This window comes from Pseudomonas sp. CHM02 (genome assembly GCF_000612585.1).
GTDB lineage: Bacteria > Pseudomonadota > Gammaproteobacteria > Pseudomonadales > Pseudomonadaceae > Aquipseudomonas.
This window is the reverse complement of the sequence record NZ_JFCA01000002.1, coordinates 71,471-96,261: the sequence shown is the minus strand read 5'-3', so window position 1 is coordinate 96,261 and position 24,791 is coordinate 71,471. Positions and strand designations below refer to the sequence as shown.

General features: G+C 61.8%; 28 protein-coding genes. 16 read left to right on the top strand and 12 right to left on the bottom strand.

What is annotated here, in order from left to right:
• Positions 1–38 precede the first annotated feature (38 nt).
• Positions 39–1,133 carry a DNA-processing protein DprA gene (gene dprA / locus BM70_RS0101580; protein ID WP_025854372.1) on the top strand — a complete coding sequence of 365 codons (1,095 nt, stop codon included), beginning with the start codon at positions 39–41 and terminating at the stop codon, positions 1,131–1,133.
• 54 nt (positions 1,134–1,187) lie between these two features.
• A complete protein-coding gene (locus BM70_RS0101575; RefSeq protein WP_010207742.1) occupies positions 1,188–1,745 on the top strand; it encodes an L-threonylcarbamoyladenylate synthase in 558 nt (185 codons plus the stop codon).
• A 131-nt stretch (positions 1,746–1,876) separates the two neighbouring features.
• Here BM70_RS0101575 and BM70_RS0101570 read toward each other — a convergent pair whose 3' ends face one another.
• A complete protein-coding gene (locus BM70_RS0101570; RefSeq protein ID WP_025854371.1) occupies positions 1,877–2,854 on the bottom strand; it encodes a quinone oxidoreductase in 978 nt (325 codons plus the stop codon).
• 159 nt (positions 2,855–3,013) lie between these two features.
• Between BM70_RS0101570 and hemF the strand changes: the two genes are divergently transcribed.
• The gene (hemF, locus tag BM70_RS0101565) at positions 3,014–3,946 is read left to right on the top strand and encodes an oxygen-dependent coproporphyrinogen oxidase (protein ID WP_025854370.1); all 933 of its coding nucleotides are present in this window, start codon (positions 3,014–3,016) and stop codon (positions 3,944–3,946) included.
• A complete protein-coding gene (aroE, locus tag BM70_RS0101560; RefSeq protein WP_025854369.1) occupies positions 3,946–4,764 on the top strand; it encodes a shikimate dehydrogenase in 819 nt (272 codons plus the stop codon). The genes hemF and aroE overlap by 1 nt, the downstream gene beginning before the upstream one ends.
• Before the next feature lie 120 nt (positions 4,765–4,884).
• Here aroE and BM70_RS0101555 read toward each other — a convergent pair whose 3' ends face one another.
• The 3 genes from BM70_RS0101555 to betC all read right to left on the bottom strand — a co-directional run bounded on the left by BM70_RS0101555 (position 4,885) and on the right by betC (position 9,034).
• Positions 4,885–6,453 carry a SulP family inorganic anion transporter gene (locus BM70_RS0101555; protein WP_025854368.1) on the bottom strand — a complete coding sequence of 523 codons (1,569 nt, stop codon included), beginning with the start codon at positions 6,451–6,453 and terminating at the stop codon, positions 4,885–4,887.
• A gap of 133 nt (positions 6,454–6,586) precedes the next feature.
• Complete coding sequence (gene choX, locus BM70_RS0101550) at positions 6,587–7,501, bottom strand: choline ABC transporter substrate-binding protein (RefSeq protein ID WP_025854367.1); 915 nt, start codon at positions 7,499–7,501, stop codon at positions 6,587–6,589.
• An 18-nt stretch (positions 7,502–7,519) separates the two neighbouring features.
• Complete coding sequence (gene betC, locus BM70_RS0101545) at positions 7,520–9,034, bottom strand: choline-sulfatase (RefSeq protein ID WP_025854366.1); 1,515 nt, start codon at positions 9,032–9,034, stop codon at positions 7,520–7,522.
• Between the two features lie 103 nt (positions 9,035–9,137).
• On the opposite strand from betC, the gene BM70_RS0101540 reads away from it, so the two are divergent.
• From BM70_RS0101540 to BM70_RS0101515, 6 genes are all read left to right on the top strand, one after another.
• Entirely contained in the window at positions 9,138–10,088 is a 951-nt protein-coding gene (locus BM70_RS0101540; RefSeq protein WP_025854365.1) for a LysR family transcriptional regulator, read from the top strand.
• A 31-nt stretch (positions 10,089–10,119) separates the two neighbouring features.
• Complete coding sequence (locus BM70_RS0101535; RefSeq protein WP_025854364.1) at positions 10,120–10,449, top strand: DOPA 4,5-dioxygenase family protein; 330 nt, start codon at positions 10,120–10,122, stop codon at positions 10,447–10,449.
• A 96-nt stretch (positions 10,450–10,545) separates the two neighbouring features.
• Positions 10,546–11,505: a 2-dehydro-3-deoxygalactonokinase gene (locus BM70_RS0101530; protein WP_025854363.1), complete on the top strand. Its 960-nt coding sequence runs from the start codon at positions 10,546–10,548 to the stop codon at positions 11,503–11,505.
• Position 11,506: 1 nt separating this feature from the next.
• Complete coding sequence (locus BM70_RS0101525) at positions 11,507–12,127, top strand: 2-dehydro-3-deoxy-6-phosphogalactonate aldolase (protein ID WP_025854362.1); 621 nt, start codon at positions 11,507–11,509, stop codon at positions 12,125–12,127.
• Positions 12,128–12,175: 48 nt separating this feature from the next.
• Entirely contained in the window at positions 12,176–13,324 is a 1,149-nt protein-coding gene (gene dgoD / locus BM70_RS0101520; RefSeq protein ID WP_025854361.1) for a galactonate dehydratase, read from the top strand.
• 144 nt (positions 13,325–13,468) lie between these two features.
• The gene (locus BM70_RS0101515) at positions 13,469–14,779 is read left to right on the top strand and encodes an MFS transporter (protein ID WP_025854360.1); all 1,311 of its coding nucleotides are present in this window, start codon (positions 13,469–13,471) and stop codon (positions 14,777–14,779) included.
• Positions 14,780–14,970: 191 nt separating this feature from the next.
• Here the strand turns inward: BM70_RS0101515 and BM70_RS0101510 are convergent, their stop codons facing one another.
• The 3 genes from BM70_RS0101510 to trpB all read right to left on the bottom strand — a co-directional run bounded on the left by BM70_RS0101510 (position 14,971) and on the right by trpB (position 17,579).
• The gene (locus BM70_RS0101510) at positions 14,971–15,408 is read right to left on the bottom strand and encodes an anti-virulence regulator CigR family protein (protein WP_025854359.1); all 438 of its coding nucleotides are present in this window, start codon (positions 15,406–15,408) and stop codon (positions 14,971–14,973) included.
• Positions 15,409–15,543: 135 nt separating this feature from the next.
• A complete protein-coding gene (gene trpA, locus BM70_RS0101505; protein WP_025854358.1) occupies positions 15,544–16,353 on the bottom strand; it encodes a tryptophan synthase subunit alpha in 810 nt (269 codons plus the stop codon).
• On the bottom strand, positions 16,353–17,579 hold the full coding sequence (gene trpB / locus BM70_RS0101500; RefSeq protein ID WP_025854357.1) for a tryptophan synthase subunit beta: 1,227 nt from the start codon (positions 17,577–17,579) through the stop codon (positions 16,353–16,355). Before trpB ends, trpA begins: the two co-directional genes overlap by 1 nt.
• Before the next feature lie 110 nt (positions 17,580–17,689).
• Here trpB and BM70_RS0101495 point away from each other — a divergent pair, with 110 nt between their 5' ends.
• On the top strand, positions 17,690–18,589 hold the full coding sequence (locus BM70_RS0101495) for a LysR family transcriptional regulator (protein ID WP_025854356.1): 900 nt from the start codon (positions 17,690–17,692) through the stop codon (positions 18,587–18,589).
• A gap of 5 nt (positions 18,590–18,594) precedes the next feature.
• On the opposite strand, the gene BM70_RS0101490 is transcribed toward BM70_RS0101495, so the two are convergent.
• Complete coding sequence (locus tag BM70_RS0101490; protein WP_003170746.1) at positions 18,595–18,921, bottom strand: YqjD family protein; 327 nt, start codon at positions 18,919–18,921, stop codon at positions 18,595–18,597.
• A 156-nt stretch (positions 18,922–19,077) separates the two neighbouring features.
• Here BM70_RS0101490 and BM70_RS0101485 point away from each other — a divergent pair, with 156 nt between their 5' ends.
• Together BM70_RS0101485 and BM70_RS0101480 are read left to right on the top strand one after the other, a co-directional pair.
• Positions 19,078–19,293 (top strand): dodecin, encoded by a 216-nt coding sequence (locus tag BM70_RS0101485; protein WP_007953919.1) that lies wholly within the window; start codon positions 19,078–19,080, stop codon positions 19,291–19,293.
• 115 nt (positions 19,294–19,408) lie between these two features.
• Positions 19,409–19,636, top strand: a complete 228-nt coding sequence (locus BM70_RS0101480; protein WP_025854355.1) for a DUF1161 domain-containing protein — start codon at positions 19,409–19,411, stop codon at positions 19,634–19,636.
• Positions 19,637–19,696: 60 nt separating this feature from the next.
• Here BM70_RS0101480 and BM70_RS0101475 read toward each other — a convergent pair whose 3' ends face one another.
• Positions 19,697–20,698 (bottom strand): LLM class flavin-dependent oxidoreductase, encoded by a 1,002-nt coding sequence (locus tag BM70_RS0101475; RefSeq protein WP_025854354.1) that lies wholly within the window; start codon positions 20,696–20,698, stop codon positions 19,697–19,699.
• 218 nt (positions 20,699–20,916) lie between these two features.
• On the opposite strand from BM70_RS0101475, the gene BM70_RS0101470 reads away from it, so the two are divergent.
• Positions 20,917–21,348 carry an OsmC family protein gene (locus tag BM70_RS0101470; protein WP_025854353.1) on the top strand — a complete coding sequence of 144 codons (432 nt, stop codon included), beginning with the start codon at positions 20,917–20,919 and terminating at the stop codon, positions 21,346–21,348.
• A 216-nt stretch (positions 21,349–21,564) separates the two neighbouring features.
• Positions 21,565–21,804: a DUF1161 domain-containing protein gene (locus BM70_RS0101465; RefSeq protein ID WP_017734725.1), complete on the top strand. Its 240-nt coding sequence runs from the start codon at positions 21,565–21,567 to the stop codon at positions 21,802–21,804.
• On the opposite strand, the gene BM70_RS0101460 is transcribed toward BM70_RS0101465, so the two are convergent.
• Positions 21,805–22,227 (bottom strand): hypothetical protein, encoded by a 423-nt coding sequence (locus BM70_RS0101460; RefSeq protein WP_025854352.1) that lies wholly within the window; start codon positions 22,225–22,227, stop codon positions 21,805–21,807.
• Between the two features lie 142 nt (positions 22,228–22,369).
• Here BM70_RS0101460 and BM70_RS0101455 point away from each other — a divergent pair, with 142 nt between their 5' ends.
• Positions 22,370–23,413 (top strand): aminopeptidase, encoded by a 1,044-nt coding sequence (locus tag BM70_RS0101455; protein WP_025854351.1) that lies wholly within the window; start codon positions 22,370–22,372, stop codon positions 23,411–23,413.
• Positions 23,414–23,490: 77 nt separating this feature from the next.
• Here BM70_RS0101455 and BM70_RS0101450 read toward each other — a convergent pair whose 3' ends face one another.
• Both BM70_RS0101450 and BM70_RS0101445 read right to left on the bottom strand, forming a co-directional pair.
• Entirely contained in the window at positions 23,491–24,150 is a 660-nt protein-coding gene (locus tag BM70_RS0101450) for an HAD family hydrolase (protein ID WP_025854350.1), read from the bottom strand.
• Positions 24,147–24,689, bottom strand: coding sequence for a gamma carbonic anhydrase family protein (locus tag BM70_RS0101445; protein ID WP_025854349.1), 543 nt, complete (start codon positions 24,687–24,689; stop codon positions 24,147–24,149). Before BM70_RS0101445 ends, BM70_RS0101450 begins: the two co-directional genes overlap by 4 nt.
• Positions 24,690–24,791: the final 102 nt, after the last annotated feature.

Genomic DNA, 24,791 nt, shown 5'->3' with positions numbered 1-24,791 from the left:
AGAGTTATCCACAGCTTGTTCCGGTCAAGGATGATCAAATGAATCCGATAAACAGTCATGAAATATCCCCGTCAGAACTGGAAGCCCGACTACGCTTGCACAGGCTGCCAGAACTGGGTCCGAAGCGTTTTCGCTTACTGATCGAAGCATTCGGTTCTGCGTCTAAGGCGATCAGCGCCCCCGCCAGTGCCTGGCGTTCACTTGGGTTGCCAGCCGTCAGTGCCGATGCCCGACGCAGTCATGAAATTCGCGAGGGCGCCAGTGCCGCATTGGCCTGGCTGGCGTGCCCGGGCCAGCATTTACTGATGTGGGACCAGCCGGAGTACCCCGCGCTGCTCGCCCAGATCGATGACGCGCCACCGCTGTTATTCGTCGCTGGCGACCCTTTGATCCTGGAAAAACCGCAACTGGCGGTGGTGGGGAGCCGTCGTGCGTCCCGCCCTGGCATGGACACCGCCGCCGCGTTTTCCCGCAGCCTGGCGAGCGCCGGTTTTGTCATCACCAGCGGCCTGGCCTTGGGCATCGACGGCGCAGCCCATCAAGCGGCATTGGACGTGGGTGGCCAGACGATCGGCGTACTCGGCACCGGGCTCGAAAATTTTTATCCACAGCGCCACAAACGGCTGGCGGCGGCGATGATCGAGCAAGGCAGTGCCGTGGTTTCCGAGTTTCCCCTGGACGCCCCGCCCCAGGCCGGCAACTTCCCCAGGCGTAACCGCATCATCAGCGGCCTGTCCCTGGGCGTGCTGGTGGTGGAAGCCAGCATGGCCAGCGGTTCGCTGATCACCGCGAAGCTGGCGGCCGAGCAGGGACGGGAGGTGTATGCCATTCCGGGTTCCATCCACCATCCCGGTGCCAAGGGCTGTCATCAGTTGATCCGCGACGGTGCGATGTTGGTGGAAACCATCGAGCACATTCTTGAAGGGTTGCGCGGCTGGCAGGCGCTGTCCCGCCCGACGCCGGTCCCTGTCGTGCATCCGCTGGTGGCGCTGCTGCACGCGGCACCCCACACCAGTGAAGCGCTGTCGATTGCCAGCGGGCGGCCGTTGTCCCAGGTGTTGGCGACCCTGACCGAGCTTGAGCTCGAAGGCCAGGTCACCTGTGAAAGCGGACGCTGGCTCGCGCGCTGCTAGGTTTTGTAACGAAGATCGGTAAACTGCGCAGAGCTTTAGTCTGGAGAGTGAACAATGGTCAACCGGTGGCGTGTGCTGGAAACCGCACGAGAAATTCGCGCAGGCGCAGTGATTGCCTATCCAACCGAAGCGGTTTGGGGCCTGGGCTGCGACCCGTGGAATGAAGAAGCAGTGGACCGTTTGCTCGCCATCAAGAACCGTTCGGTGGACAAGGGCCTGATCCTGGTGGCGGACAACATCCGCCAGTTCGACTTTCTATTCGAAGACTTTCCGCAGGATTGGATCGACCGCATGGCCAGTACCTGGCCTGGGCCGAACACCTGGCTGGTACCGCACCAGGACTTGCTGCCGGAATGGGTGACAGGTGTGCACGACACCGTGGCGCTGCGCGTGACCGACCATCCACTGGTGCGCGACTTGTGCTCGCTGGTGGGGCCGTTGATTTCCACGTCGGCCAACCCTCAGGGGCGTCCGGCTGCGCGCTCGCGGATTCGCGTGGAGCAATACTTCCGTGGCCAGGTGGACCTGGTGTTGGGTGGCGCCTTGGGCGGACGCAAGAATCCGAGCCTGATTCGCGATTTGGTGACTGGCGAGGTTGTGCGGCCTTCCTGAGACCGAGGTGCGGCCATCGCGGGCAAGCCCGGCTCCCACACCTGATCCGCGTCGTTCATGACAACGCGGTCAAATGTGGGAGCCGGGCTTGCCCGCGATGAGGCCCTTACAGACTCCAGATATCGGTTGCCTTACGGCAACAGAACGGTCGACCCTGTCGTGCGCCGCCCTGACAACGCGGTCTGCGCCTTCGCCGCTTCCGCCAGCGGGTACCGCTGGTTGATATCAATGCGCACCTTGCCGCTCTTGATCATCGAGAACAGGTCATCGGCCATCGCCTGCAGGTTCTGCGGGTTGTTGGCGTAGGTCGCCAGGGTCGGCCGGGTGACGTACAGCGAGCCTTTCGCTGCCAGAATTCCGAGGTTCACGCCGTCCACCGCACCTGACGCATTACCAAAACTCACTAACAGCCCCCGCGGCGCGACGCTGTCCAGCGACGTCAGCCAGGTGTCCTTGCCGACACCGTCATACACCACCGGGACTTTTTTGCCGTCGGTCAATTCCAGCACGCGCTGTGCGACGTCTTCCTTGCTGTAGTCGATGGTTTCCCAGGCACCGAGGGATTTGGCCACTGCGGCTTTTTCCGGTGAACTCACGGTACCGATCAACTTGACGCCCAGGGCCTTGGCCCATTGGCAGGCCAGGGAGCCCACGCCACCCGCGGCGGCATGGAACAGGATGGTTTCGCCGCCTTTGAGTTCATAGGTCTGGCGCAACAGGTACTGCACGGTCAGACCCTTGAGCATGGCGCCGGCGGCTTGTTCGAAGCTGACGTCGTCCGGCAGGTGCACCAGGTTGGCGGCGGGCAACACATGCAGTTGGCTGTAGGCGCCCAGCGGGCCACTGCCATAGGCCACGCGATCGCCGACCTTGAATTGAGTGACTTCGCTGCCGACGGCGTCGACCACGCCGGCGCCCTCCGCGCCCAACCCCGATGGCAATGCTGGCGGTGCGTACAGACCGCTGCGCAAATAGGTGTCGATGAAGTTCAGGCCGATGGCCTCGTTACGCACGCGAACCTGCTGCGGGCCCGGCTCTGCCGGCGTGTAGTCCACATACTCAAGCACATCCGGGCCACCATGGGCGCTGAACTGGATACGTTTTGCCATCTGCCTTCTCCTTGGGTCGAATTCGCGTAGCCCACTATCCCACTCCTAAGCTTGATCTTCGTCAACTGCGGCGCAATGGGGTGCAGTGGTATCCTGTGCGCCCATTTGCCGCCGACGCCCAATGGCCTCGCGTAGCTTTGCCCGATTCAAGGTGATGCCATGACTACCCGCACCGAGGCTGTAAAGGCCTACCTGCTTGACCTGCAAGACCGCATTTGCAGCGCCCTGGAAACCTTCGAGACGGACACTCGCTTTATCGAAGACGCCTGGACCCGGCCTGCCGGCGGCGGTGGTCGCACCCGTGTGATCGAAAACGGTTCGGTGATCGAAAAAGGCGGCGTTAACTTTTCCCACGTGTTTGGCAGCGGCCTCCCACCCTCCGCCAGCGCGCATCGGCCTGAACTGGCCGGCCGTGGTTTTGAGGCCCTGGGCGTGTCGCTGGTGATCCACCCGCACAATCCCCACGTGCCGACTTCCCACGCCAACGTGCGTTTTTTCATCGCCGAAAAAGAAGGCGAAGAGCCGGTGTGGTGGTTCGGCGGCGGTTTCGACCTCACGCCTTACTACGGCAACGAGGAAGACTGCATCCACTGGCACCGTGTGGCCGAGCGGGCCTGTGCGCCGTTCGGTGCGGACGTGTATTCGCGCTACAAGGCCTGGTGCGACAGCTACTTCCATATCAAGCACCGCAACGAACCGCGTGGCATTGGCGGTCTGTTTTTCGATGACTTGAACGACTGGGACTTCGACACCTGCTTTGCCTTCATCCGCGCCATCGGCGACGCGTACATCGACGCTTACTTGCCAATCGTGCAGCGCCGCAAAGCCACCGCCTACACCGAGCAACAGCGCGAATTCCAGGAATTCCGTCGCGGCCGCTACGTTGAATTCAACCTGGTCTACGACCGTGGCACCCTGTTCGGGCTGCAGTCGGGTGGGCGCACCGAGTCGATCCTGATGTCGCTGCCGCCGCAAGTGCGCTGGAGCTACGACTGGAAGGCCCAGGCCGGCAGCGAAGAAGCGCGCCTCACCGACTACTTCCTGCAAGACCGCGACTGGTTGGGCATGGCCGCGCCCAAGGCGGCTGTCTGATGGACCGTTATGTCGTCTTCGGCAATCCCATCGGCCACAGCAAGTCGCCGCTGATCCATCGTATGTTCGCCGAGCAGACGGGCGAGCAACTGGACTACAGCACCTTGCTGGCACCGCTGGAGGATTTCACCGGCTGCGCTCGTGAGTTTTTCCAACAGGGCCGTGGCGCCAACGTCACCGTGCCGTTCAAGGAAGACGCCTACCGCCTCGCCCACTCGCTCACCGAGCGCGCCCAACGCGCTGGCGCGGTGAACACCTTGAGCAAGCTGGCCGATGGCAGCCTGCTGGGTGACAACACCGACGGCGCCGGTCTGGTGCGCGACCTCACGGTCAATGCCGGGCTGAACCTGCAAGGCAAGCGCATCCTGCTGCTGGGCGCCGGTGGCGCGGTACGTGGAGCACTGGAGCCGCTGCTGGCCGAGCAACCGGCCTCGCTGATCATCGCCAACCGCACCGTGGAGAAAGCCGAGGTGCTCGCCGAGTTGTTCGACGATTTGGGCCCGGTGTCCGCCAGCGGTTTCGATTGGCTGCGTGAGCCGGTGGACGTGATCATCAATGCCACGTCCGCCAGCCTGTCAGGCGATGTACCGCCGATAGCGGGCAGCCTGATCGAACCGGGCAAGACTTTTTGCTACGACATGATGTACGCCAAGGAACCGACCGCGTTCTGCCGCTGGGCCAACGAACAAGGCGCAGCCGTGGCAATGGATGGCCTGGGCATGCTGGTTGAGCAAGCGGCGGAGGCCTTCTTCCTGTGGCGCGGCGTGCGCCCGGATTCGGCGCCCGTATTGGCTGAACTGCGCCGCCAGTTGGCCTGACATAGATCTGGCACGGGCACGGTCATTGTAGGAGCCGGCTTGCCGGCGATTGGCCCTCAAGACGTGTGCTGACCTCGCGGGCGCTATCGTCGGCAAGCCGGGCTCCTAAAGGGGGTGGGTTCAGTCTTCGAAATGGAGGGGGCACTTGTCGGCCCCCTCCAGCTTCTTAAGTTCTTCAACGACCTGTGGCCTGGCTCGGCGCAATGTCAGGCTACGCCCCAAGCCCTTCAAGCGCCGCGCCTCCTGATGCAGCATTTCCACACCGGAATAGTCGATAAAGTTGATCTGCTGCGCCTCGATCACCACCCGTTCGCCCTGCAACCGTTGCAGGCGCACTTGCAGGTAATGGCTGGCGCCGAAAAAGATCGAGCCGCCCACCCGCAGCACATCCTCATCCCCGTCGCGCCATTGCTGAACCCTGGGTTGCGAGGTGCGCTTGAGGTAGAAAAACAGTGACGCGAGCACCCCGGCATAAATCGCCGTCTGCAGCTCCAGCAGCAAGGTGGCCACGCATGTCAGGCTCATCACCACAAACTCGGCGCGGCTCACGCGGAACAGCGCACGGATGCCGCGATGGTCCACCAGGCCCCAGCAAATCAGCAGGATGCTCGCGGCCATGCTCGGGATCGGAATGTGGGCGATCAACGCCGCACCGAACAATGCGAACAACGCCACCCACACTGCGGAAAACACCCCGGCCAACGGCGAGCAGGCGCCCGCTTCATAACTGAGGCCGGAGCGAGTAAAGGAACCGGCTGACAAGTAGCCGGAGAAAAATCCGCCAACGATATTGGATAAACCCTGCGCGCGAACTTCCTGGTTGGCATCGAGCAATTGCTGCGAGCGGGCCGACAGCGAGCGGGCAATCGACAGGCTGGTCACCAGCCCCAGCATGCCCACCGCCACGGCACTGGGCAGCAGGCGCAGGATCATGTCCAGGTCCATCGGCAGCGGGCTGAACGGCGGCAGCTTGCCAACAAACGAGCTGACCAGCGCCACATGCCCGAACATCGCCGGCCACAGCCACGCCACCAGGCTGCCCAATGCCAGCGCGATCAACAGCGTCGGCCAGCGGGGCACCAGGTATTTGAGCAGCACGCCTGCCAGCAAGGTGCCAAGCCCAAGGGCCAGGGACGCATGATCCCATTCGCCGCTGTGGTGGATCAGTGCCAGCAGGCTATTGAGCGCCGTGGCCTGGCTCGGCAGATCCAGCCCCAACAGATTAGGCAACTGGCCCAGGGCGATCACCACTGCGGCGCCCAGGGTGAAACCGAGCACCACCGAGTGAGAGACAAAATTCACCAGCGCGCCAAAGCGCAGCATGCCCAGCAGCCACTGGAAAACCCCGGCGAGGAAGGTGAGCAGCAGGATCAGCGTGATGTAGTCCTGGGAACCCGGCACGGCCAGGGGACTGACGCTGGCGTAAAGCACAATGGAAATCGCCGCCGTGGGCCCGCAGATCAGGTGCCAGGAGGAACCCCAGAGGCACGCGATCAGCACCGGGATGATGGCGGCGTACAGGCCGTATTCGGGCGGCAGGCCGGCAATCAGTGCGTAGGCAATCGACTGCGGCAGGGCGAGCACGGCGCCGCTGAGGCCGACCACTGCGTCCCGGCCGATGCTGGCGCGGGTATGGCGTGGCAGCCAGGCGAGGAAGGGGAAGAGTGATTGGCGGTTGGGCCGGGGCATCGGGCTGCTCGAAATACTGTAGGAGCTGGCTTGCCAGCGAAGGTGGGTAACGATAACGCGGGTTGTCTGAAAAAACGCGGCGTTTTCGAGGGCTTCGCCGGCACGCCGGCTCCTACAAGGGGTGGTGTTGCATTCAGAGTCTGGCTTTGACGGCAGCCAACGCATCCTTGCCATCCACGGTCTTCACGCCATCCAGCCACTTGTCCAACACCGCCGGATTGGCCTTGATCCACGCCTTCGCCGCATCGGCGTTGCTGACTTTGTTGTTGGCCACCTCGGCCATGATGCTGTTCTCCATCTCCTGGGTAAAACTCAGGTTGGTCAGCAGTTTTCCTACGTTCGGGCAGGCTTGTGCATAGCCCTTGCGGGTCAAGGTATACACGCTGCCGGTGTCACCAAAGTATTTCTCGCCACCCTTGAGGTAGTGCATTTTCAATTGTACGTTCATCGGATGCGGGGTCCAGCCGAGGAAGGTGACGAATTTCTGCTTCTTCACCGCGCGTGACACTTCGGCCAGCATCGCTTGTTCGCTGGACTCGACCAGCTTCCACTGGCCGAGGTCGAAGTCGTTCTTCTTGATGATCTCCTGCAACGAGATGTTCGCTGGCGCGCCGGAGCCGATGCCGTAGATCTTCTTGTCGAATTTGTCCGCGAATTTATTCAGGTCGGCAAAGTCATGCACGCCGGCGTCCCACACGTAGTCGGGCACGGCGAGAGTGAACTCGGTGCCGTCGAGGTTCTTCGCCAGTTGCACCACATCGCCATTGGCCACGAACTTGTCGTAGAAGCCCTGCTGGGCCGGCATCCAGTTGCCGAGGAACACATCCACCTGGCCGTCCTTGAGCCCGCCAAAAGTGATCGGCACCGCGAGGGTGTCGACCTTGGCCTTGTAGCCCATGCCGCTCAACAGGAAACCGGTGATGGCATTGGTGGCGGCGATATCGCTCCAGCCGGGATCGGCCATTTTTACCGTTTCACAACTGGCGTCTGCGTACACATTGGCGCTACTCAGCGCCAGCATGCCCAGCACAACCGTCAACTTTTGCATGGCCTTCCCTCTGTCTATTTATTGGTGTTGGCAGGGTTGTGGATAACGTGCCTTGCGCTCCAGGTCGTCGAGGTCGATATGGTTGCGCATGTATTGCTGACTGGCGTCCACCAGTGGCTGGTGATCCCAGCTCTTCAGCTTGCCCTGGGTCAGTGCTTCAAACACCAGACGACGGCGGCGTTGGCTGGCGAGCACCCGTTGGTGGATCGCCGGGATGTCCCATTTGGCCCGCGCCTCGTCCAGGAAGGCTGCAAACAGTGCCTGATGCTGCGGCGACTGGCTGAGTTCTTCCTGCTCCCGAGGGTCGTTGTGTACATCGAACAGTAGACAAGGGTCGTCTTCGCTGTAGATGAATTTGTAGGCGCCACGGCGAATCATCATCAACGGGCTGATGGTGCCTTCGGCCATGTATTCGCCGAACACTTCGTCGTGCCCGCCCTGCCCTTGCAAGTGCGGCACCAATGAGCGGCCGTCCAGTGGCAGGCGCGGGTCCAGCTCGCCGCCGGCCAGTTCCACTAGGGTCGGCAACAGGTCGGCGGTGGACACGGCTTTGCTGACGCGGCCCGCCGCGAACTGCCCCGGCGCACTCACCAGTAGCGGCACGCGGGCGGCCATTTCAAACCAGTGCATTTTGTACCAGAGGCCCCGCTCGCCGAGCATGTCGCCGTGGTCGCCGGAGAAGATGATGATCGTGTCGTCGGCCAGGCCGGTGTCTTCCAGGGTCTGCAGCAGCTTGCCGACTTTACTGTCGATGTAGCTGCACGCGCCGAAATAGGCGCGGCGTGCATCGCGGATCTTATCCACAGGCAGCGGCTTGTCCCACAGATCGTAAACCTTGAGCAGGCGCTGGGAATGCGGGTCGAGATCGGCTTGCGCAGGCGTCGTAGGCAAAGGGATGTTGGTGTCGTCGTACAGGTCCCAGAACGGCTTGGGAATGGTGTACGGGTCGTGCGGGTGGGTCATCGACACGGTCAGGCAGAACGGCTGGTCGCCATCCTCGCGGATATGGTCGAACAGGTACTGCTGCGCCTTGAACACCACCTCTTCGTCGAAATCCAGCTGGTTGGTGCGCACGCACGGCCCGGCTTGCAGCACCGAGGACATATTGTGGTACCAGGTGGGCCTTACGTCCGGCTCGTCCCAGTTCACCGCCCAGCCATAGTCGGCGGGGTAGATGTCGCTGGTCAGGCGCTCTTCGTAACCGTGCAACTGGTCGGGGCCACAGAAGTGCATCTTGCCCGACAGCGCCGTGCGGTAGCCGAGGCGGCGCAGGTAGTGGGCATAGGTCGGCACATCGGCGGGGAAATCGGCGGCGTTGTCGTAGGCGCCGATCTTGCTCGGCAATTGTCCGCTCACCAGGGTGAAGCGCGACGGTGCGCACAGCGGGCTGTTGCAATAAGCGGCATCGAACACCACGCCTTGTGCGGCGAGACGGCTCAGATTGGGCAGCTTGATCGGCGAAGAACCGTAGAACGGAAGCAACGGTGCGGCCATTTGATCGGCCATGATGAAAAGAATGTTCTTGCGCTTCATGGGTTCTCGGCATTCCATAGGCGGTGTTTATGCCAATGAGCATGCGGCCCATGGAAAATGGGGTAAAGCCCATGAAAAGCAATGTCTAGGATAAGCACAGCTTATGTATGAAGCCCTCGGTGACCTGTCCCTCGATTTGCTGCGTGCGTTCGAAGCCGCAGCGCGCCATCGCAGCTTTACCGCCGCCGCGATGGAACTGGGCACCACCCAGCCCGCCATCAGCCAGCAGATCAAGCGCCTGGAAGAACAACTGGCGATCCGCCTGTTTGATCGCATCTACCGTGGCATTGAGTTGACCGATGCCGGCGCCCTGTTGTTCGAGCATGTGCAGGGCGGTTTGCAGGCCATCAATTCTGGGCTGAGCGCCATCACCCAGCAGGACCAGCACGAGGTGCTGCAAGTGGCCACCGACTTCGCCTTCGCCGCGTATTGGCTGATGCCGCGCCTGCATCGCTTTCATGCGGCCAACCCCCAGGTGGACGTGAGCCTGGTGACCAGCGAACGCAACCATGCCACGTTGCGCAGCGATATCGACGTGGCGGTGCTGTTTGGCGATGGCCGCTTCAAGCAGGGCGACAGCCTGTGGCTGTTCAACGAGGAAGTGTTCCCGGTGTGCAGCCCGCAGTGGCTCAAGGAACAGGCCACGCCACTGTCTGTACAAAATTTGCACGATTTTCCCTTGCTGCACCTGCGGCAGGAAAACAACAGCCAGTGGTTCGACTGGAGCGGTGTGTTCCGTGAGCTGGGCATTGCCAGCGCACCCACGCCCGGCCAACTGCGCTTCGACAACTACACCCTGTTGATTCAAGCGGCGATTGCCGGCCAGGGTGTGGCTATCGGTTGGCGCCACTTGGTGGATAACCTGCTGGAGCAGAATTGGCTGTGCCGGCCGATCAGCGACACCGTGATCTCACGCTTTGGCTATTACGTGGTGCAGCCCCAGCGCAAACGCCGGGGGCAGCTGGTGGAGCGCTTTGTCGACTGGTTGGTAGCCGAGCAGGCCAACAGCGCGCAATCACTGACCGGACTGGCCCTGCCGTCGATTGCGGTCTAGCATCTGGCGCATATTGGATCCGGAGTCCGTCATGCAACGTATCAAGGGCTACCACGCCCATATCTACTTCGACGCGAGCACTATCGAACAAGCGCGCACCTTGTGCGAAGACGCCGCCAAACTCTTCCCGTTACGCATGGGCCGTGTACACGAACGGCCGGTGGGCCCGCACCCGGATTGGAGCTGTCAGCTGGCGTTCGACCCTGAATACATCGGTGTGGTGTTGCCGTGGTTGGTGATCCATCGCAACGGGCTGGTGGTGTTCCTGCACCCCGAAACGGGTGATGACCTGAAGGACCACACCGAGTATGCGGTCTGGATGGGGGCGATGCGGGAACTGAACTTGTCAGCCTTCTCCTAAACATAATCCCTAAATATGGGATTGATATTTATATATTGAGACTTAAGCCTGCGTAGGTTTATATTCGCTGCATCCGCTCAGAACTCAGGTGAAGCGATGCAGGCGCAATTGATCGCGCTCGATTGGGGAACCAGCTCCCTTCGTGCTTATAAACTCGGTCCCGCAGGCGTGGTGCTGGAACAACGCGCCCTGGCGTGGGGCATCATGCATTTGCCCAGCGAGCCCCGGGAGATCGCTGGCGTGCGCTGCAGCGATGGCTTCGAGTTGGCGTTCGATGCGGCCTGCGGGGATTGGCTCGACGCCGAGCCCAACCTGCCGGTGATCGCTTGCGGCATGGTCGGCAGCGCCCAGGGCTGGAGCGAAGCGGCCTATCGCAACACCCCGGTCGACGTGGCGAGCCTGGGCCAGGCGCTGCACCGCGTGCGCAGCGTGCGTGGGGTCGACGTGTATATCGTGCCGGGCGTGATCGAGCAGGTTGGCTTGCCCAACGTGATGCGCGGCGAAGAAACCCAGGTGTTGGGCGTGCTGCAAGGGCTCGGTGCCGACGTGTTGATCGGCCTGCCCGGCAGCCATTCCAAGTGGGTCGAAGTGGTCGAAGGCTGCATCACCCACTTCGACACCTACATGACTGGCGAGCTGTTCGCAGTGCTGAGCAAGCACAGCATCCTCGGACGTACCCAGCAACCCAGTGAACGATTCCAGGCCGAAGCCTTTGACCGAGGCGTGCACGTGGCGCTCTCCAAAGACGGTCAGCGCGGTGTGTTGTCGACTTTATTCAGTGCGCGCGCCCTTGGACTCACTGCCGAACTCGCCCCCGACCAGCAGCCCGATTACCTCTCGGGCTTGCTCATCGGCCATGAACTCGCCGGCTTGCCCGGCAGCGCAAAACACACGCCGATCGTCCTGGTCGGCGCCGCTCCCCTCTGCGCCCGTTATCAACGCGCCCTCGCCCTTTGCGGCTTTGCCCACGTCAGCCTGGCGCAGGAAGCCACCGAGCGTGGCCTGTGGCAACTGGCCGTGGCGGCCGGGCTCACTCACCCTGTATCGGAGGCCTGACATGCTCAAGCAAGCACTCGCGCAAAACGGTTTGATCGCCATTCTGCGCGGCATTCGCCCGGACGAAGCCGAGGCCGTCGGTCAGGCGCTGTACCAGGCCGGGTTTCGGGTGATCGAAGTCCCACTCAATTCGCCCGAGCCCTACACCAGCATCCGCACCCTGCGCGACAGCCTGCCCGCCGATTGCCTGATCGGAGCCGGTACGGTGCTGCTGCCTGAGCAGGTCGAGCAGGTGAAGGTGGCCGGCGGCCAGGTCATCGTGATGCCTCACAGCGATGCCAAGGTGTTGCGTGCCGCCAAAGCCGCGGGCCTGTTCCTGTCGCCGGGCGTGGCGACGCCGACCGAAGCCTTCGCCGCATTGGCCGAGGGCGCCGACGTACTGAAGCTGTTCCCGGCCGAGCAAATGGGCCCGGCGGTGATCAAGGCATGGCTGGCGGTATTGCCAGCCGGCACCTTGCTGCTGCCAGTAGGCGGTATCACCCCGGACAACATGCAGGTGTTCATCGACGCCGGCGCCAAAGGCTTCGGGCTGGGTTCCGGGTTGTTCAAACCGGGTATGACAGTGGATCAGGTAGCGAGCCGCGCCCAGGCCTATGTCGCCGCCTGGAAAGCCCTGAGCTGACTTCAAGTTCCGCGCCCACAGGCGCCGCATCTATAAGAGAGATAACAGATGAAAATCACCAAACTGACGACCTTTATCGTCCCGCCGCGCTGGTGCTTCCTCAAGGTCGAGACCGACCAGGGTGTGACCGGCTGGGGTGAGCCCGTGGTCGAGGGCCGCGCCCACACCGTGGCGGCTGCTGTCGAAGAACTGTCCGACTACCTGATCGGCAAAGACCCACGCAATATCGAAGATATCTGGACCGTGCTCTATCGCGGCGGCTTCTATCGCGGCGGTGCCGTGCACATGAGCGCCCTTGCCGGTATCGACCAGGCGCTGTGGGACATCAAGGGCAAGGCCCTCGGTGTTTCCGTCAGCGACTTGCTGGGTGGCCAGGTGCGCGACAAGATCCGTGTGTATTCCTGGATCGGCGGCGATCGCCCGGCCGATACTGCCCGCGCCGCCCAGGAGGCTGTGGCCCGTGGTTTCACGGCGGTAAAAATGAACGGCACCGAAGAGCTGCAGTTCGTCGACAGTTTCGAAAAAGTCGACCTGGCCTTGGCCAACGTGGCCGCCGTGCGTGATGCAGTCGGCCCCAACGTCGGCATCGGCGTCGACTTCCATGGTCGCGTGCACAAGCCCATGGCCAAGGTGCTGATGAAAGAGTTGGACCCGTACAAACTGATGTTTATCGAAGAGCCGGTGCTCAGCGAAAACTACGAAGCGCTGAAGGAGCTGGCACCGCTGACCAGCACGCCGATTGCCTTGGGCGAACGCTTGTTCTCGCGTTGGGACTTCAAGCGCGTGCTGAGCGAAGGTTACGTCGACATCATCCAGCCGGATGCTTCCCATGCGGGTGGCATCACCGAAACCCGCAAGATCGCCAACATGGCCGAAGCCTACGACGTGGCCCTGGCCCTGCACTGCCCGCTGGGCCCGATTGCCTTGGCGGCCTGCCTGCAACTGGACGCGGTTTGCTACAACGCGTTTATCCAGGAGCAAAGCCTGGGCATTCACTACAACGAGAGCAACGACCTGCTCGACTACGTGCGCGACCCGGGCGTGTTCGACTATGACCAGGGCTTTGTGAAGATCCCCAATGGGCCGGGCCTGGGCATTGAGATCAACGAGGAATACGTGATCGAACGCGCGGCCATCGGCCACCGCTGGCGCAACCCGATCTGGCGGCATGCCGACGGCAGCTTTGCCGAGTGGTAAGCACCGCTTACCTGTAGGAGCCGGCTTGCCGGCGATTGCGGTGGATCAGCCACTGCCGGTGTCGACTGGCGCGCCGCCATCGCCGGCAAGCCGGCTCCTACAAGTTGATCCATACCTCAATAAGCATAAGAAGAGGCAACCTCCATGCACCCTGAATCCTTCACCGGGCAGGCTTCTTTAGTCACGCCTACCAGAAAGCGTTTTTTCATCATGGTGCTGCTGTTCATCACCGTGGTGATCAACTACCTCGACCGCAGCAATCTGTCGATTGCCGCCCCTGCGCTGACCAGTGAGCTGGGCATCGACCCGGTGCACGTCGGGCTGATTTTCTCCGCGTTCGGCTGGACCTACGCCGCCATGCAAATCCCAGGCGGCTGGCTGGTGGACCGGGTGCCGCCGCGCATTCTCTACACCGCAGCCCTGCTGCTGTGGTCCATCGCCACCGTGATGCTTGGCTTCGCCGCCAGCTTTATTGCGTTGTTTGTGCTGCGCATGGCGGTGGGTGCATTGGAAGCCCCGGCGTATCCGATTAACAGCCGCGTGGTCACCACTTGGTTTCCCGAGCGCGAGCGCGCCACGGCGATTGGCGTCTATACCTCGGGGCAGTTTGTCGGGTTGGCGTTTCTCACGCCGGTACTGGCGTGGCTGCAACACGCGTTTGGCTGGCACATGGTGTTTGTCGCCACGGGGGGCGTGGGCATTCTGTGGGCGATCATCTGGTACGCGGTGTACCGTGAGCCAAAGGACTTCCACGGCGCCAACGCTGCTGAAATCGAGCTGATCCGCGACGGTGGCGGCCTGGTGGACATGCAGGAAAAAGCCGCCAAGGCGCCGTTCAGTTGGGTCGACCTGGGGATTGTGCTGAGCAAGCGCAAGCTGTGGGGTATCTACCTGGGGCAGTTCTGCCTGAACTCCACGCTGTGGTTTTTCCTGACCTGGTTTCCGACCTACCTGGTGAAATATCGCGGCATGGACTTCATCAAGTCCGGCCTGCTGGCGTCGTTGCCTTTCCTTGCAGCGTTCGTCGGCGTGCTGTGTTCCGGGCTCTTTTCCGACTGGCTGATTCGTCGCGGCGCGTCGGTGGGTTTTGCGCGCAAGTTGCCGATCATTGGCGGGCTGCTGATCTCCACGGCGATCATCGGCGCTAATTATGTGGACTCGACGGCGTGGGTGATTGCGTTTCTGGCGGTGGCGTTTTTTGGCAACGGCCTGGCGTCGATCACCTGGTCGCTGGTATCGACCCTGGCACCGGCGCGGCTGTTGGGGTTGACCGGTGGGGTGTTCAACTTTATCGGCAACCTGTCGGCGATTGCCACGCCGATCGTGATTGGTTTCCTGGCCAGCGGCGATTCGTTTGCGCCGGCGATTACCTACATCGCGGTGCTGGCATTGCTGGGAGCGCTTTCCTACGTGTTGCTGGTGGGTAAGGTCGAGCGCATCGAACTGAACGAATAACCTGTGGTGAGCGGGTTTGCACCCGCGCCGGGGTGCGAAGCGCCCCCAAAACCTGCCAGCGAGTAATACCTGATTAAGCGCGGCGGCCTTAGTGGGGCTGCTGCGCAGCCCAGCGCGGGGCAAGCCCGCTCACCACAGCAAGCCCGCTCACCACAAAAAAGTCCAAACCGTTACACAGGTATGGGTGGGGTTTAGTTGAGGACGCCGTCGAGGATCTCGTAGACGATGCCCGTGCCGACAGCGATCAACACCACATCTGGCCCGGAACGGCGCCATTCATATCCGGGGTACACCGGCAGGCGTGCTAGGGCGCGGTTGTCGAGGCGTTCGCCGTAGTAGCCATGGGGCAGTGGCTGGCCACGCACCAGGCGTACGTTAGGCGGTGGCGGTGCGCCACGGGCGAACTGGCCATGGTTGTCATGGATGATCTGCCGCACCGGGCCGAAGTCCTGGGGTGGGCCGCCGCGACGGTTGTCCTGCGGGCCGCGATGGTCGTCGCCACGTTGTTCGTGCTGGCCCTGGCCGCCACGGTCGGGGCCGCCTTGGTCATAAGGCGCGGCCTGCACCAGGGCGCTGGCGCCAAGCATCAGCACGCCAAGGCCTGCGATCACGGATTTGGGCATTTTCATCGGGTATTCCTCAGGGCACACACAAAAAAAGGGATTTCGAACGAGGCTCGAAATCCCTTGGTCTTGCTGTTTAGGCCGTGCCCGGGCGGGTTGATTCCTCTGTATCAGGAACTTTACCTACTGCTTACGGGGCCCTTACTTACGCGCGTTACGAACGCCTTCCGACAATGCCGCACACAAGCTCAACACGCCGTCGATGGCTTGCTGGTCATTCTTGGCATTGGCGATATGGTCGATCAGTGCCGAACCTACGACGACGCCGTCAGCCAGGCGGGCGATGGCCGCCGCTTGTTCCGGGGTGCGGATACCAAAACCGATGCTGATCGGCAGGTCGGTATGGCGGCGCAGGCGGGTCACGGCTTCTTCGACGTGCTCCAGCGTCGCGGCGCCGGCACCGGTCACGCCGGCCACCGACACGTAATACACAAAGCCCGAGCTGCCGTTGAGCACGGTCGGCAAGCGCACATCGTCAGTGGTCGGCGTGGTCAGGCGGATAAAGTCGATACCGGCCGCCTGGGCCGGATCGCACAGTTCGCCGTTATGCTCGGGCGGCATGTCGACCACGATCAGGCCGTCGACCCCGGCGTCCTTGGCATCGGCAATGAATTGCGGCACGCCGTATTTGTGGATCGGGTTGAAGTAACCCATCAACACCAGCGGCGTGTCGTTGTTGTCCTTGCGGAACTCGCGGACCATCTGCAGGGTTTTCAGCAGGTTCTGCTTGGCGGCCAGTGCGCGGATGTTGGCCAGTTGGATCGCCGGGCCGTCCGCCATTGGATCGGTGAAAGGCATGCCCAACTCGATCACGTCGGCGCCGGCGGCTGGCAAGCCCTTGAGGATCGCCAGCGAGGTGTCATAACCCGGGTCGCCGGCGGTGACGAAAGTCACCAGGGCGGCGCGGTTTTGTTCTTTAAGCTGAGCGAAGCGGGTTTGCAGGCGGCTCATCAGTGTTTCTCCTGCTGAGAGGTTTCCATGTGGTGCATGACGGTCTGCATGTCTTTGTCGCCACGGCCCGAGAGGTTGACCACCATCAGGTGATCCTTCGGCAAGGTCGGGGCGCGCTTGAACACTTCGGCCAGGGCATGGGCGCTTTCCAGTGCAGGAATGATCCCTTCCAGGCGGCAGCATTTGTGGAACGCGTCCAGGGCTTCGTCGTCGGTCACCGAGGTGTACTGAACGCGGCCGATGTCATGCAACCACGCGTGTTCCGGGCCGATGCCGGGGTAGTCCAGGCCAGCGGAAATCGAGTGGGCGTCGATGATCTGGCCGTCGTCGTCCTGCAGCAGGAAGGTACGGTTACCGTGCAGTACGCCGGGTACACCGCCGTTGAGGCTGGCAGCGTGCTTGCCGGTCTCGATGCCGTGTCCGGCCGCTTCCACGCCGATGATCTCGACGCTGGTGTCATCCAGGAACGGATGGAACAGCCCCATGGCGTTGGAGCCACCGCCGATGCACGCCACCAGGCTGTCCGGCAGGCGGCCTTCCTGGGCTTGCAGCTGGTCGCGGGTTTCCTTGCCGATCACGGCCTGGAAGTCGCGCACCATGGCAGGGTACGGGTGCGGGCCGGCGACGGTGCCGATCAGGTAGAAGGTACTGTCGACGTTGGTCACCCAGTCACGCAGGGCTTCGTTCATGGCGTCTTTCAGGGTGCCGGTGCCGGCCACCACCGGGATCACTTCAGCGCCCAGCAGCTTCATGCGAAACACGTTGGCCTGTTGGCGCTCGATGTCGGTGGTGCCCATGTAGATCACGCATTGCAGGCCAAAGCGCGCAGCCACGGTGGCGGTGGCCACGCCGTGCATGCCGGCGCCGGTCTCGGCGATGATGCGTTTCTTGCCCATGCGCCGCGCCAGCAGGATCTGGCCGATGCAGTTGTTGATCTTGTGCGCGCCGGTGTGGTTCAGCTCCTCACGCTTGAGATAGATCTTGGCGCCGCCGCAGAACTCGGTCAGGCGCTCGGCGAAATACAGTGGGCTTGGACGGCCGACGTAGTCGCGCTGGAAGTAAGCCAATTCCTCGTTGAACGCCGGATCGATCTTGGCCGCTTCGTATTCGCGGGCCAGGTCGAGGATCAACGGCATCAGGGTTTCGGCGACGTAGCGGCCGCCGAATGCGCCAAACAGGCCGTTGGCGTCTGGGCCGTTGCGTAGATCGGTCTGGGACTGAGTCATGGGACGCTCCAGGAAAGAATGGGTATAGGAAGCAATGAGGGCCACTCTACCCCTGACGTTCTACGCTGAAAACCGATAAGATCGCTGTAACCTGTCAGGAAAACTCACAGATGAGCCGAGACCTCCCGCCCCTCAATGCCTTGCGCGCCTTTGAAGCCACCGCGCGCCTCAACAGCGTCAGCCAGGCTGCCGAGCAATTGCACGTGACCCACGGTGCTGTCAGCCGGCAGTTGAAGGTGCTGGAGGAGCACTTGGGCGTGAGTTTGTTCGCCAAGGATGGTCGCGGCCTTAAACTCACAGATGCCGGCGTTCGTTTGCGCGATGCCAGCGCCGAGGCGTTCGAGCGGTTAAGGGATGTGTGCGCCGAACTCACCCAACGCAGCGCCGACGCGCCGTTCGTGCTGGGGTGCTCGGGCAGCTTGCTGGCGCGCTGGTTGATCCCGCGCCTGGGCCGCTTGAACGCGGACCTGCCGGATCTACGCCTGCACTTGTCGGCGGGTGACGGTGATCTGGACCCCCGGCGCCCCGGTCTCGACGCCCTGCTGGTGTTCGCCGAGCCGCCATGGCCCGCGGACATGCAGGTGTATGAATTGGCCAGCGAGCGCATTGGCCCGGTGATGAGCCCACGGTTTGCCGGCTATGAGCGCTTGCGCCAGGCCCCCGCCCACGCCTTGTGTAGCGAAGCGTTGTTGCACACCACCTCGCGCCCGCAAGCCTGGCCCAGCTGGGCACAGCAACATGGGATTGAGCCCGGCGCGCTGAAACACGGCCAGGGGTTCGAGCATTTGTATTATTTGCTGGAGGCGGCGGTGGCAGGATTGGGTGTGGCGATCGCACCCGAGCCGCTGGTGGCAGAGGACCTGCGAGCGGGTCGCCTGGTGGCGCCGTGGGGTTTCAGTGAAACCCCGGCGCACCTGGCATTGTGGCTGCCCAAGCGCGCCGCAGACGGGCGCGCCGGGCAACTGGCGCAGTGGCTCAAGGCTGAGCTGTTGCGCCAGCCTGGCCGGTAAAACCATCAGTCACCGCGTTTGCACAGCAGGTAGGCTGCCAGCAGACCCAATGCACCTACAGCGACGCCGGCTGTGGTCCATGGGTGCTCTTGTGCGTAATCCCGGGTTGCAACACCGGTTTCGCGGATTTTGACTTTGCTTTCTTCGTAGGCATCGCTGATCAGATGACGGGAGTGCTTGAGGGCATTCTCGGCATTGCTTTTCAGGGCCTTCAGCGTTTTGCGCGACTCGTCGGACGCATCGTCCTTGAGGCTCTCAAGGGACTTGAGCAGGCTCGAAATCTCGGCTTCCATGCTTTCCAGCGACGCTTTGCGTAAAGAAGTGTTGGCCATGTGGACTCTCCTGAAATGATTGAGTGGCGTGTGTAGATACCGACTGCGCGCGTTTCAGAAAGTGCAGTAAATCTGAACTTTCGGGTAGGAACGGTCGCCAGAAGCATTACGAACATTGACTGCTACGCTTGCTTAACGACCCTTAGGAGAACTGCCATGAGTGATCATCACACCTACAAGAAAGTCGAACTGGTGGGCTCGTCCACCTCCAGCATCGAAGACGCGATCAACAATGCCCTGGCCGAGGCCAACAAGAGCATCAAGCACTTGGAATGGTTCGAGGTGACTGAAACCCGTGGTCACATCAAGGACGGCAAGGCGGCGCACTTCCAGGTCACCCTCAAAGTGGGGTTCCGAATTGCCAGTAGTTGATCACATCGGTTGAACTTGCCGACTGGCCGATTGCCATAACCTGCGCTACAACCAATGGGTGCCGACGCCACAAGCGTCGGCACGCTCTATTCGATCAGCGCAAGGAAAGTAACGGATGAAGAAGTTCCTGTTAGCGGTAGGTTTGTTGAGCATTGCAGGCACAGCCCTGGCGGCGGGCAAGCCTTGTGAAGAGCTGAAAAGCGAAATTGCAGCGAAAATCGACGCCAAGGGCGCTTCGGGTTATTCGCTGGAAGTGGTGGATAAAGGCGCTGCGCCGAGCGATCACACGGTGGTCGGCAGCTGCGAAGCGGGTACCAAGGAAATTGCCTACAAGCGCGGTTAATCCCGTGTTGCAGACATAAAAAACCGACGCAAGCGCGTCGGTTTTTTTCGCCTGAGGGGTTTAGCCCTTCATCAATTGCGCCAACAGTTCGTAGGAATGAATCCGGTCGGCGTGCTCGTACAGGTCGCAGGTAAAGATCAGCTCATCGGCCCCGGTTTGCTCGATGAGCACCTCCAGCTTGGCGCGGATCTTCGCCGGGCTGCCGACCATGGCCAGGCCGAGGAAGCTGCCGACCGCGTCTTTTTCATGGGGCAGCCACAGGCCGTCCATGGTTTTCACCGGTGGTCGCTGCACCAGGCTTTGCCCGCGCATCAGCGCGAGAATGCGTTGGTACACGGAGGTGGCCAGGTAGTCGGCCTGCTCGTCGGTGTCCGCGGCGACCAACGGAATGCCGAGCATCACGTAGGGTTTGTCCAGCACGGCCGACGGCTTGAAGTGGTTGCGGTACACGCGAATCGCCTCATGCATCAGGCGCGGTGCGAAATGCGAGGCGAAGGCGTAGGGCAAACCGCGCTCACCGGCAAGCTGTGCGCTGAACAGGCTGGAGCCCAGTAGCCACACGGGCACATGGGTGCCGGTGCCCGGTACGGCGATGATCCGTTGATCGGGTGTACGTGGGCCCAGGTAGGCCATCAGCTCGGCCACGTCTTCCGGGAATTCATCGGCGCTGCCGGACCGCTCACGGCGCAGGGCGCGGGCGGTCATCTGGTCGGAGCCGGGCGCGCGGCCCAGGCCCAGGTCGATACGGCCGGGGTAGAGGCTTTCCAGGGTGCCGAACTGCTCGGCGATCACCAGCGGCGCGTGGTTGGGCAACATGACGCCGCCGGAGCCGACGCGAATCGTTGAGGTGCCGCCGGCCAGGTAACCCAACAGCACCGAGGTGGCCGAACTGGCGATGCCGTCCATGTTGTGGTGTTCAGCCACCCAGAAACGGGTGTAGCCAAACCTTTCGACATGCTGGGCCAGGTCCAGGGAATTGCGCAGCGACTGCGCCGGACTGCCGTTGGCCCTTACGGGCACCAGGTCGAGAGTCGAGAATTTTACGTCGGACAGCGATTTCATAAGCCTGCTTCTCCAAGGGGGCCGCAGGCTTTTCAGACGAACCAAAACCTGCCGCTTCATGTGCATGGTCTATGCAATGAGGGCATATACCCGAGATTCAATAGTGGGAGTGGAAATTTCCTACTGGATCGCTAGGTTTCTCCGACAAGATGAACTTTGCCAGGCGGTCTATCCTCAGAACCCTTACTGACGCAAAACCACCGTTCGAGGAGACCGCTATGAGTATCGTTAAAAAAGCATCCGCGCATTGGGAAGGTGACCTGAAGACTGGCCTGGGTTCCATTTCCACGGAAACCGGCGTACTGCGCGAAGCGCCCTACGGCTTCAAGGCCCGTTTCGAAGGCGGCAAGGGCACCAACCCGGAAGAATTGATCGGTGCAGCCCATGCGGGCTGTTTCTCCATGGCGTTTTCCATGATTCTCGGCGACGCCGGGCTCAAGGCTGACAGCATCGATACCCAGGCTGAAGTGACCCTGGAGCAGATCGACGGTGGTTTCGCGATCACTGCGGTGCACCTGATCCTCAAGGCCAAGATTCCGGGCGCAAGCCAGGCGCAGTTCGATGAGCTGAGCAAAAAGGCCAAGGAAGGGTGCCCGGTGTCCAAGGTGCTGAATGCAAAAATCAGCCTGGATGCCACGCTCGTAAACTGACACCGCTAAACCGGTAGGAGCCGGCTTGCCGGCGATGAGGCCCTTAGATTTACATGGTTTTTGAGGTCGTCATCGCTGGCAAGCCAGCTCCTACAGTGGTTTTGGGGGTGGCTAAAACATCTGCTCCAAATCAGAACTCGTGTTTTGTAAGTGTGGTCCTATTACCATGCAGCCTAGGCGTACACCCGTGCGCAATGCATTCAGGGAGCTTCACACATGAAACGTTTTGCCTTGGCAATCATCTGCGGTGTATTGGCCACGTCGGCTGTGGCCGCACCCAAAGACTGCGAAGAGCTCAGGAAGGAGATCGAGGTCAAGATCCAGGCTAACGCGGTTCCGTCCTACACCCTGGAAATCGTCAGCAAGGAAGAAGCCGACAAGCACGACGTCGCCATGGTCGTCGGCAGCTGTGAGAACGGCACCAAGGCCATCATCTACCAGAAGAACAACGACTGATCAGATGCAGTTGACGCTGCGTTCTTCCGCAAGCAACTGACGCGCCGAGTCATACAGCCGGATATTGGGTGTGAAGGCCAGTGAGCGCCCTTCCAGCACATAACGCTGGCCGGCCTGGAAGTGGTCGTATTCCAGGGTCATGAAGCAGGTGCGGTACATCATCTGGCTCAGCCCGCCCAAACCGCCACCCGCCGGGACTTCAAAGTCGAAACGCACCATCAGTTCATGATGGCCGGGCGGAAACTGGAAGAAGCGTCCGTCATTCAGGTTCTGGCCGTCCAGGCGCTGCGCCATCACCAGTTTCGAGCCCGGCGTCGGTGTGGTGAAATCGACCCAGGCCTGCTGCGGGTCCACCGGTGGCACTGGGGTGGTGGTGCAGGCACTGAGGAACAGGGCGGCGACGGGAAACAAGAGCTGACGCATGGCAGGCACTCAACGGAAGGAGAGAATTGAGCCTGGCGCCGACGGCAGCAGACTCCCTATGAGTATAAACACGTCATGCCATGGAAAAATTCCGCGTAGGCACGATAGTCTGGCGAGCAAATTACCCAGGAGCGGTCGGGGCATGGTCAGGCGTTTTTTTCCAGGGTTGATGGTTGTGCTGCTCAGCGGCTGCTCCAGTGTCAATTATTACGGCCAGTTGGCCAGTGGTCAGTGGCAATTGCTACGGGCCCGGGAGCCGGTGGCGCAGGTCATTGCCGACCCGTCCCGCCCCGCGTTATTGCGCGAGCATCTGGTGCAATCGCAAAAGGCGCGCACGTTCGCCAGTGAACACCTGCACCTTCCCGACAACCAGAGTTACAGGTTGTACGCCGATATTGGCCGGCCTTACGTGGTCTGGAACGTCTTCGCCACGCAGGAATTTTCCCTGGCCCCCGAAACCCATTGCTTCCCCATCGCCGGCTGTGTGGCGTATCGCGGTTACTACAACCAGGGCGCGGCGCGCGGCGAAGCTGCGTTGTTGAGACAGCGGGGCATGGACGTATCGATCGGCGGTGTCGAGGCCTATTCCACCTTGGGCTGGTTCAACGACCCGATCATGAATTCAATGATGAACTGGGGCGATGAGCGCCTGGCCACGCTGATTTTCCATGAACTGGCGCACCAGCGTTTCTATGTGAAGGACGATACCGAGTTCAACGAGTCGTTTGCCAATTTCGTTGAGCAGGAAGGTACCCGGCAATGGCGTGCGGCGCGGGGTTTGGCGCCGGATAGCCGGTCGACGTCGAAGCAGCGTGATCAATTTATCCAACTGGTCCTCGATACCCGTCAACGCCTGCAAGTGTTGTACGCGCAGCCTTTGCCGGCGGATGCGATGCGCCAGGCCAAGGCGGCGCAGTTCGAGCGTATGCGCAGCGATTATCGGCAGCTGCGCGAGAGCCAGTGGGGCGGCGATAAGCGGTATGACGCTTGGATCAACCAGCCCATGAACAATGCGCGGCTGTTGCCGTTCGGGCTGTACGACCAGTGGGTGCCGGCGTTTGCCGCGTTGTTTGCGCAGGAAGGTGGGGATTGGGTGAGGTTTTATACGGCCGTGGAGAAGTTGGGAGGGTTGCCGGTGGAGCAGCGCAAGGCGGCGTTGAAGCAGTTGGAGGGCGTTAGACGTTAGGGACCTATCGCCGGCAAGCCGGCTCCTACGGGGTTTTCGCGATCATTGTAGGAGCCGGCTTGCCGGCGATAGCGGTCTCAAGGCTGCTGCAAAAATGCCTGATGCATCTGCGCCAACGTCTCGAAATGCCAGGTCGGCGCCTCGGCATTCAACTCTTCAAAACTGCCAAACCCATACCCCACCGCCGCCGAATCCAGCCCATTGCTGCGCGCGCCGATCAGGTCATGCTTGCGATCACCAATCATCAGGGTGGTGGCTGGTTCCAGACCTTCCTCGCTCATCAGGTGAGCGATCAGTTCGACCTTGTTGGTGCGCGTGCCGTCCAGTTCGCTGCCGTAGATGACCTTGAAGTGCCTGGCGAAATCGAAATGCCGGGCGATCTCGCGGGCAAACACCCACGGTTTGGACGTCGCCACGTACAGCTGGCGACCTTGGCGGCTCAGGTCTTCCAGCAGCGGCATCACGCCGTCGAACACACGGTTTTCATACAGGCCAGTGACCTTGAAGCGCTCGCGATAGAAATTCACCGCGTCCCAGGCCTTGGCCTCGTCGAAGCCGTAGAACTGCATGAACGCTTGCAGCAAGGGCGGGCCGATGAAGTGTTCGAGTTTGGTCAGGTCCGGTTCATCGATACCGAGCTTGGCGAGGGCGTACTGGATCGAGCGGGTGATGCCTTCGCGCGGGTCGGTGAGGGTGCCGTCCAGGTCGAACAGGACGGTTTGGTAGTGCAGGCTCATCGGTCGAATCCTTCAGCCAGGTGCAGGTCTTTGAGCTTCACGTAGTTCGCGGCGCTGTAGGTGAAAAAGGCGCGCTCTTTGTCAGTCAGTGGGCGGATCTGTTTGACCGGGCTGCCAACGTACAAAAATCCGCTCTCGAGTGTCTTGCCCGGCGGCACCAGGCTGCCGGCGCCGATGATCACATCGTCTTCCACCACGGCACCGTCCATCACGATGCTGCCCATGCCGATCAGGATGCGGCTGCCCACCGTGCAGCCATGTAGCATGACCTTGTGGGCGATGGTCACGTCGTCGCCGATCAACAGCGGGAAACCGTCCGGGTTGAAGGGGCCCGCATGGGTGATGTGCAGCACACAGCCGTCCTGCACGCTGGTGCGCGCACCGATGCGGATGCGGTGCATGTCGCCGCGAATCACGGTCAGTGGCCAGACCGAGCTGTCGGCGCCGATTTCGACATCGCCGATCACCACCGCCGAAATATCGACAAAAGCCCCGGCGCCCAGGGCTGGCGTGTGGTTCTGATAGGTGCGAAGGGTCACGATAGCCTCTCTCTCTTCTGCTGATAGCTGCGGTGGGCGTTGATTGTAATTAAGATGGCCCCATCTTTGTTCTTACATGTTTCTTCAGCCAAGGTGCCAACC

Excerpts from the sequence above, each read along its gene's own strand:
- dprA (WP_025854372.1), top strand. The coding sequence starts at position 39 with ATGAATCCGATAAACAGTCATGAAATATCCCCGTCAGAACTGGAAGCC.
- BM70_RS0101575 (WP_010207742.1), top strand. The coding sequence starts at position 1,188 with ATGGTCAACCGGTGGCGTGTGCTGGAAACCGCACGAGAAATTCGCGCA.
- BM70_RS0101570 (WP_025854371.1), bottom strand. The coding sequence starts at position 2,854 with ATGGCAAAACGTATCCAGTTCAGCGCCCATGGTGGCCCGGATGTGCTT.
- hemF (WP_025854370.1), top strand. The coding sequence starts at position 3,014 with ATGACTACCCGCACCGAGGCTGTAAAGGCCTACCTGCTTGACCTGCAA.
- aroE (WP_025854369.1), top strand. The coding sequence starts at position 3,946 with ATGGACCGTTATGTCGTCTTCGGCAATCCCATCGGCCACAGCAAGTCG.
- BM70_RS0101555 (WP_025854368.1), bottom strand. The coding sequence starts at position 6,453 with ATGCCCCGGCCCAACCGCCAATCACTCTTCCCCTTCCTCGCCTGGCTG.
- choX (WP_025854367.1), bottom strand. The coding sequence starts at position 7,501 with ATGCAAAAGTTGACGGTTGTGCTGGGCATGCTGGCGCTGAGTAGCGCC.
- betC (WP_025854366.1), bottom strand. The coding sequence starts at position 9,034 with ATGAAGCGCAAGAACATTCTTTTCATCATGGCCGATCAAATGGCCGCA.
- BM70_RS0101540 (WP_025854365.1), top strand. The coding sequence starts at position 9,138 with ATGTATGAAGCCCTCGGTGACCTGTCCCTCGATTTGCTGCGTGCGTTC.
- BM70_RS0101535 (WP_025854364.1), top strand. The coding sequence starts at position 10,120 with ATGCAACGTATCAAGGGCTACCACGCCCATATCTACTTCGACGCGAGC.
- BM70_RS0101530 (WP_025854363.1), top strand. The coding sequence starts at position 10,546 with ATGCAGGCGCAATTGATCGCGCTCGATTGGGGAACCAGCTCCCTTCGT.
- BM70_RS0101525 (WP_025854362.1), top strand. The coding sequence starts at position 11,507 with ATGCTCAAGCAAGCACTCGCGCAAAACGGTTTGATCGCCATTCTGCGC.
- dgoD (WP_025854361.1), top strand. The coding sequence starts at position 12,176 with ATGAAAATCACCAAACTGACGACCTTTATCGTCCCGCCGCGCTGGTGC.
- BM70_RS0101515 (WP_025854360.1), top strand. The coding sequence starts at position 13,469 with ATGCACCCTGAATCCTTCACCGGGCAGGCTTCTTTAGTCACGCCTACC.
- BM70_RS0101510 (WP_025854359.1), bottom strand. The coding sequence starts at position 15,408 with ATGAAAATGCCCAAATCCGTGATCGCAGGCCTTGGCGTGCTGATGCTT.
- trpA (WP_025854358.1), bottom strand. The coding sequence starts at position 16,353 with ATGAGCCGCCTGCAAACCCGCTTCGCTCAGCTTAAAGAACAAAACCGC.
- trpB (WP_025854357.1), bottom strand. The coding sequence starts at position 17,579 with ATGACTCAGTCCCAGACCGATCTACGCAACGGCCCAGACGCCAACGGC.
- BM70_RS0101495 (WP_025854356.1), top strand. The coding sequence starts at position 17,690 with ATGAGCCGAGACCTCCCGCCCCTCAATGCCTTGCGCGCCTTTGAAGCC.
- BM70_RS0101490 (WP_003170746.1), bottom strand. The coding sequence starts at position 18,921 with ATGGCCAACACTTCTTTACGCAAAGCGTCGCTGGAAAGCATGGAAGCC.
- BM70_RS0101485 (WP_007953919.1), top strand. The coding sequence starts at position 19,078 with ATGAGTGATCATCACACCTACAAGAAAGTCGAACTGGTGGGCTCGTCC.
- BM70_RS0101480 (WP_025854355.1), top strand. The coding sequence starts at position 19,409 with ATGAAGAAGTTCCTGTTAGCGGTAGGTTTGTTGAGCATTGCAGGCACA.
- BM70_RS0101475 (WP_025854354.1), bottom strand. The coding sequence starts at position 20,698 with ATGAAATCGCTGTCCGACGTAAAATTCTCGACTCTCGACCTGGTGCCC.
- BM70_RS0101470 (WP_025854353.1), top strand. The coding sequence starts at position 20,917 with ATGAGTATCGTTAAAAAAGCATCCGCGCATTGGGAAGGTGACCTGAAG.
- BM70_RS0101465 (WP_017734725.1), top strand. The coding sequence starts at position 21,565 with ATGAAACGTTTTGCCTTGGCAATCATCTGCGGTGTATTGGCCACGTCG.
- BM70_RS0101460 (WP_025854352.1), bottom strand. The coding sequence starts at position 22,227 with ATGCGTCAGCTCTTGTTTCCCGTCGCCGCCCTGTTCCTCAGTGCCTGC.
- BM70_RS0101455 (WP_025854351.1), top strand. The coding sequence starts at position 22,370 with ATGGTCAGGCGTTTTTTTCCAGGGTTGATGGTTGTGCTGCTCAGCGGC.
- BM70_RS0101450 (WP_025854350.1), bottom strand. The coding sequence starts at position 24,150 with ATGAGCCTGCACTACCAAACCGTCCTGTTCGACCTGGACGGCACCCTC.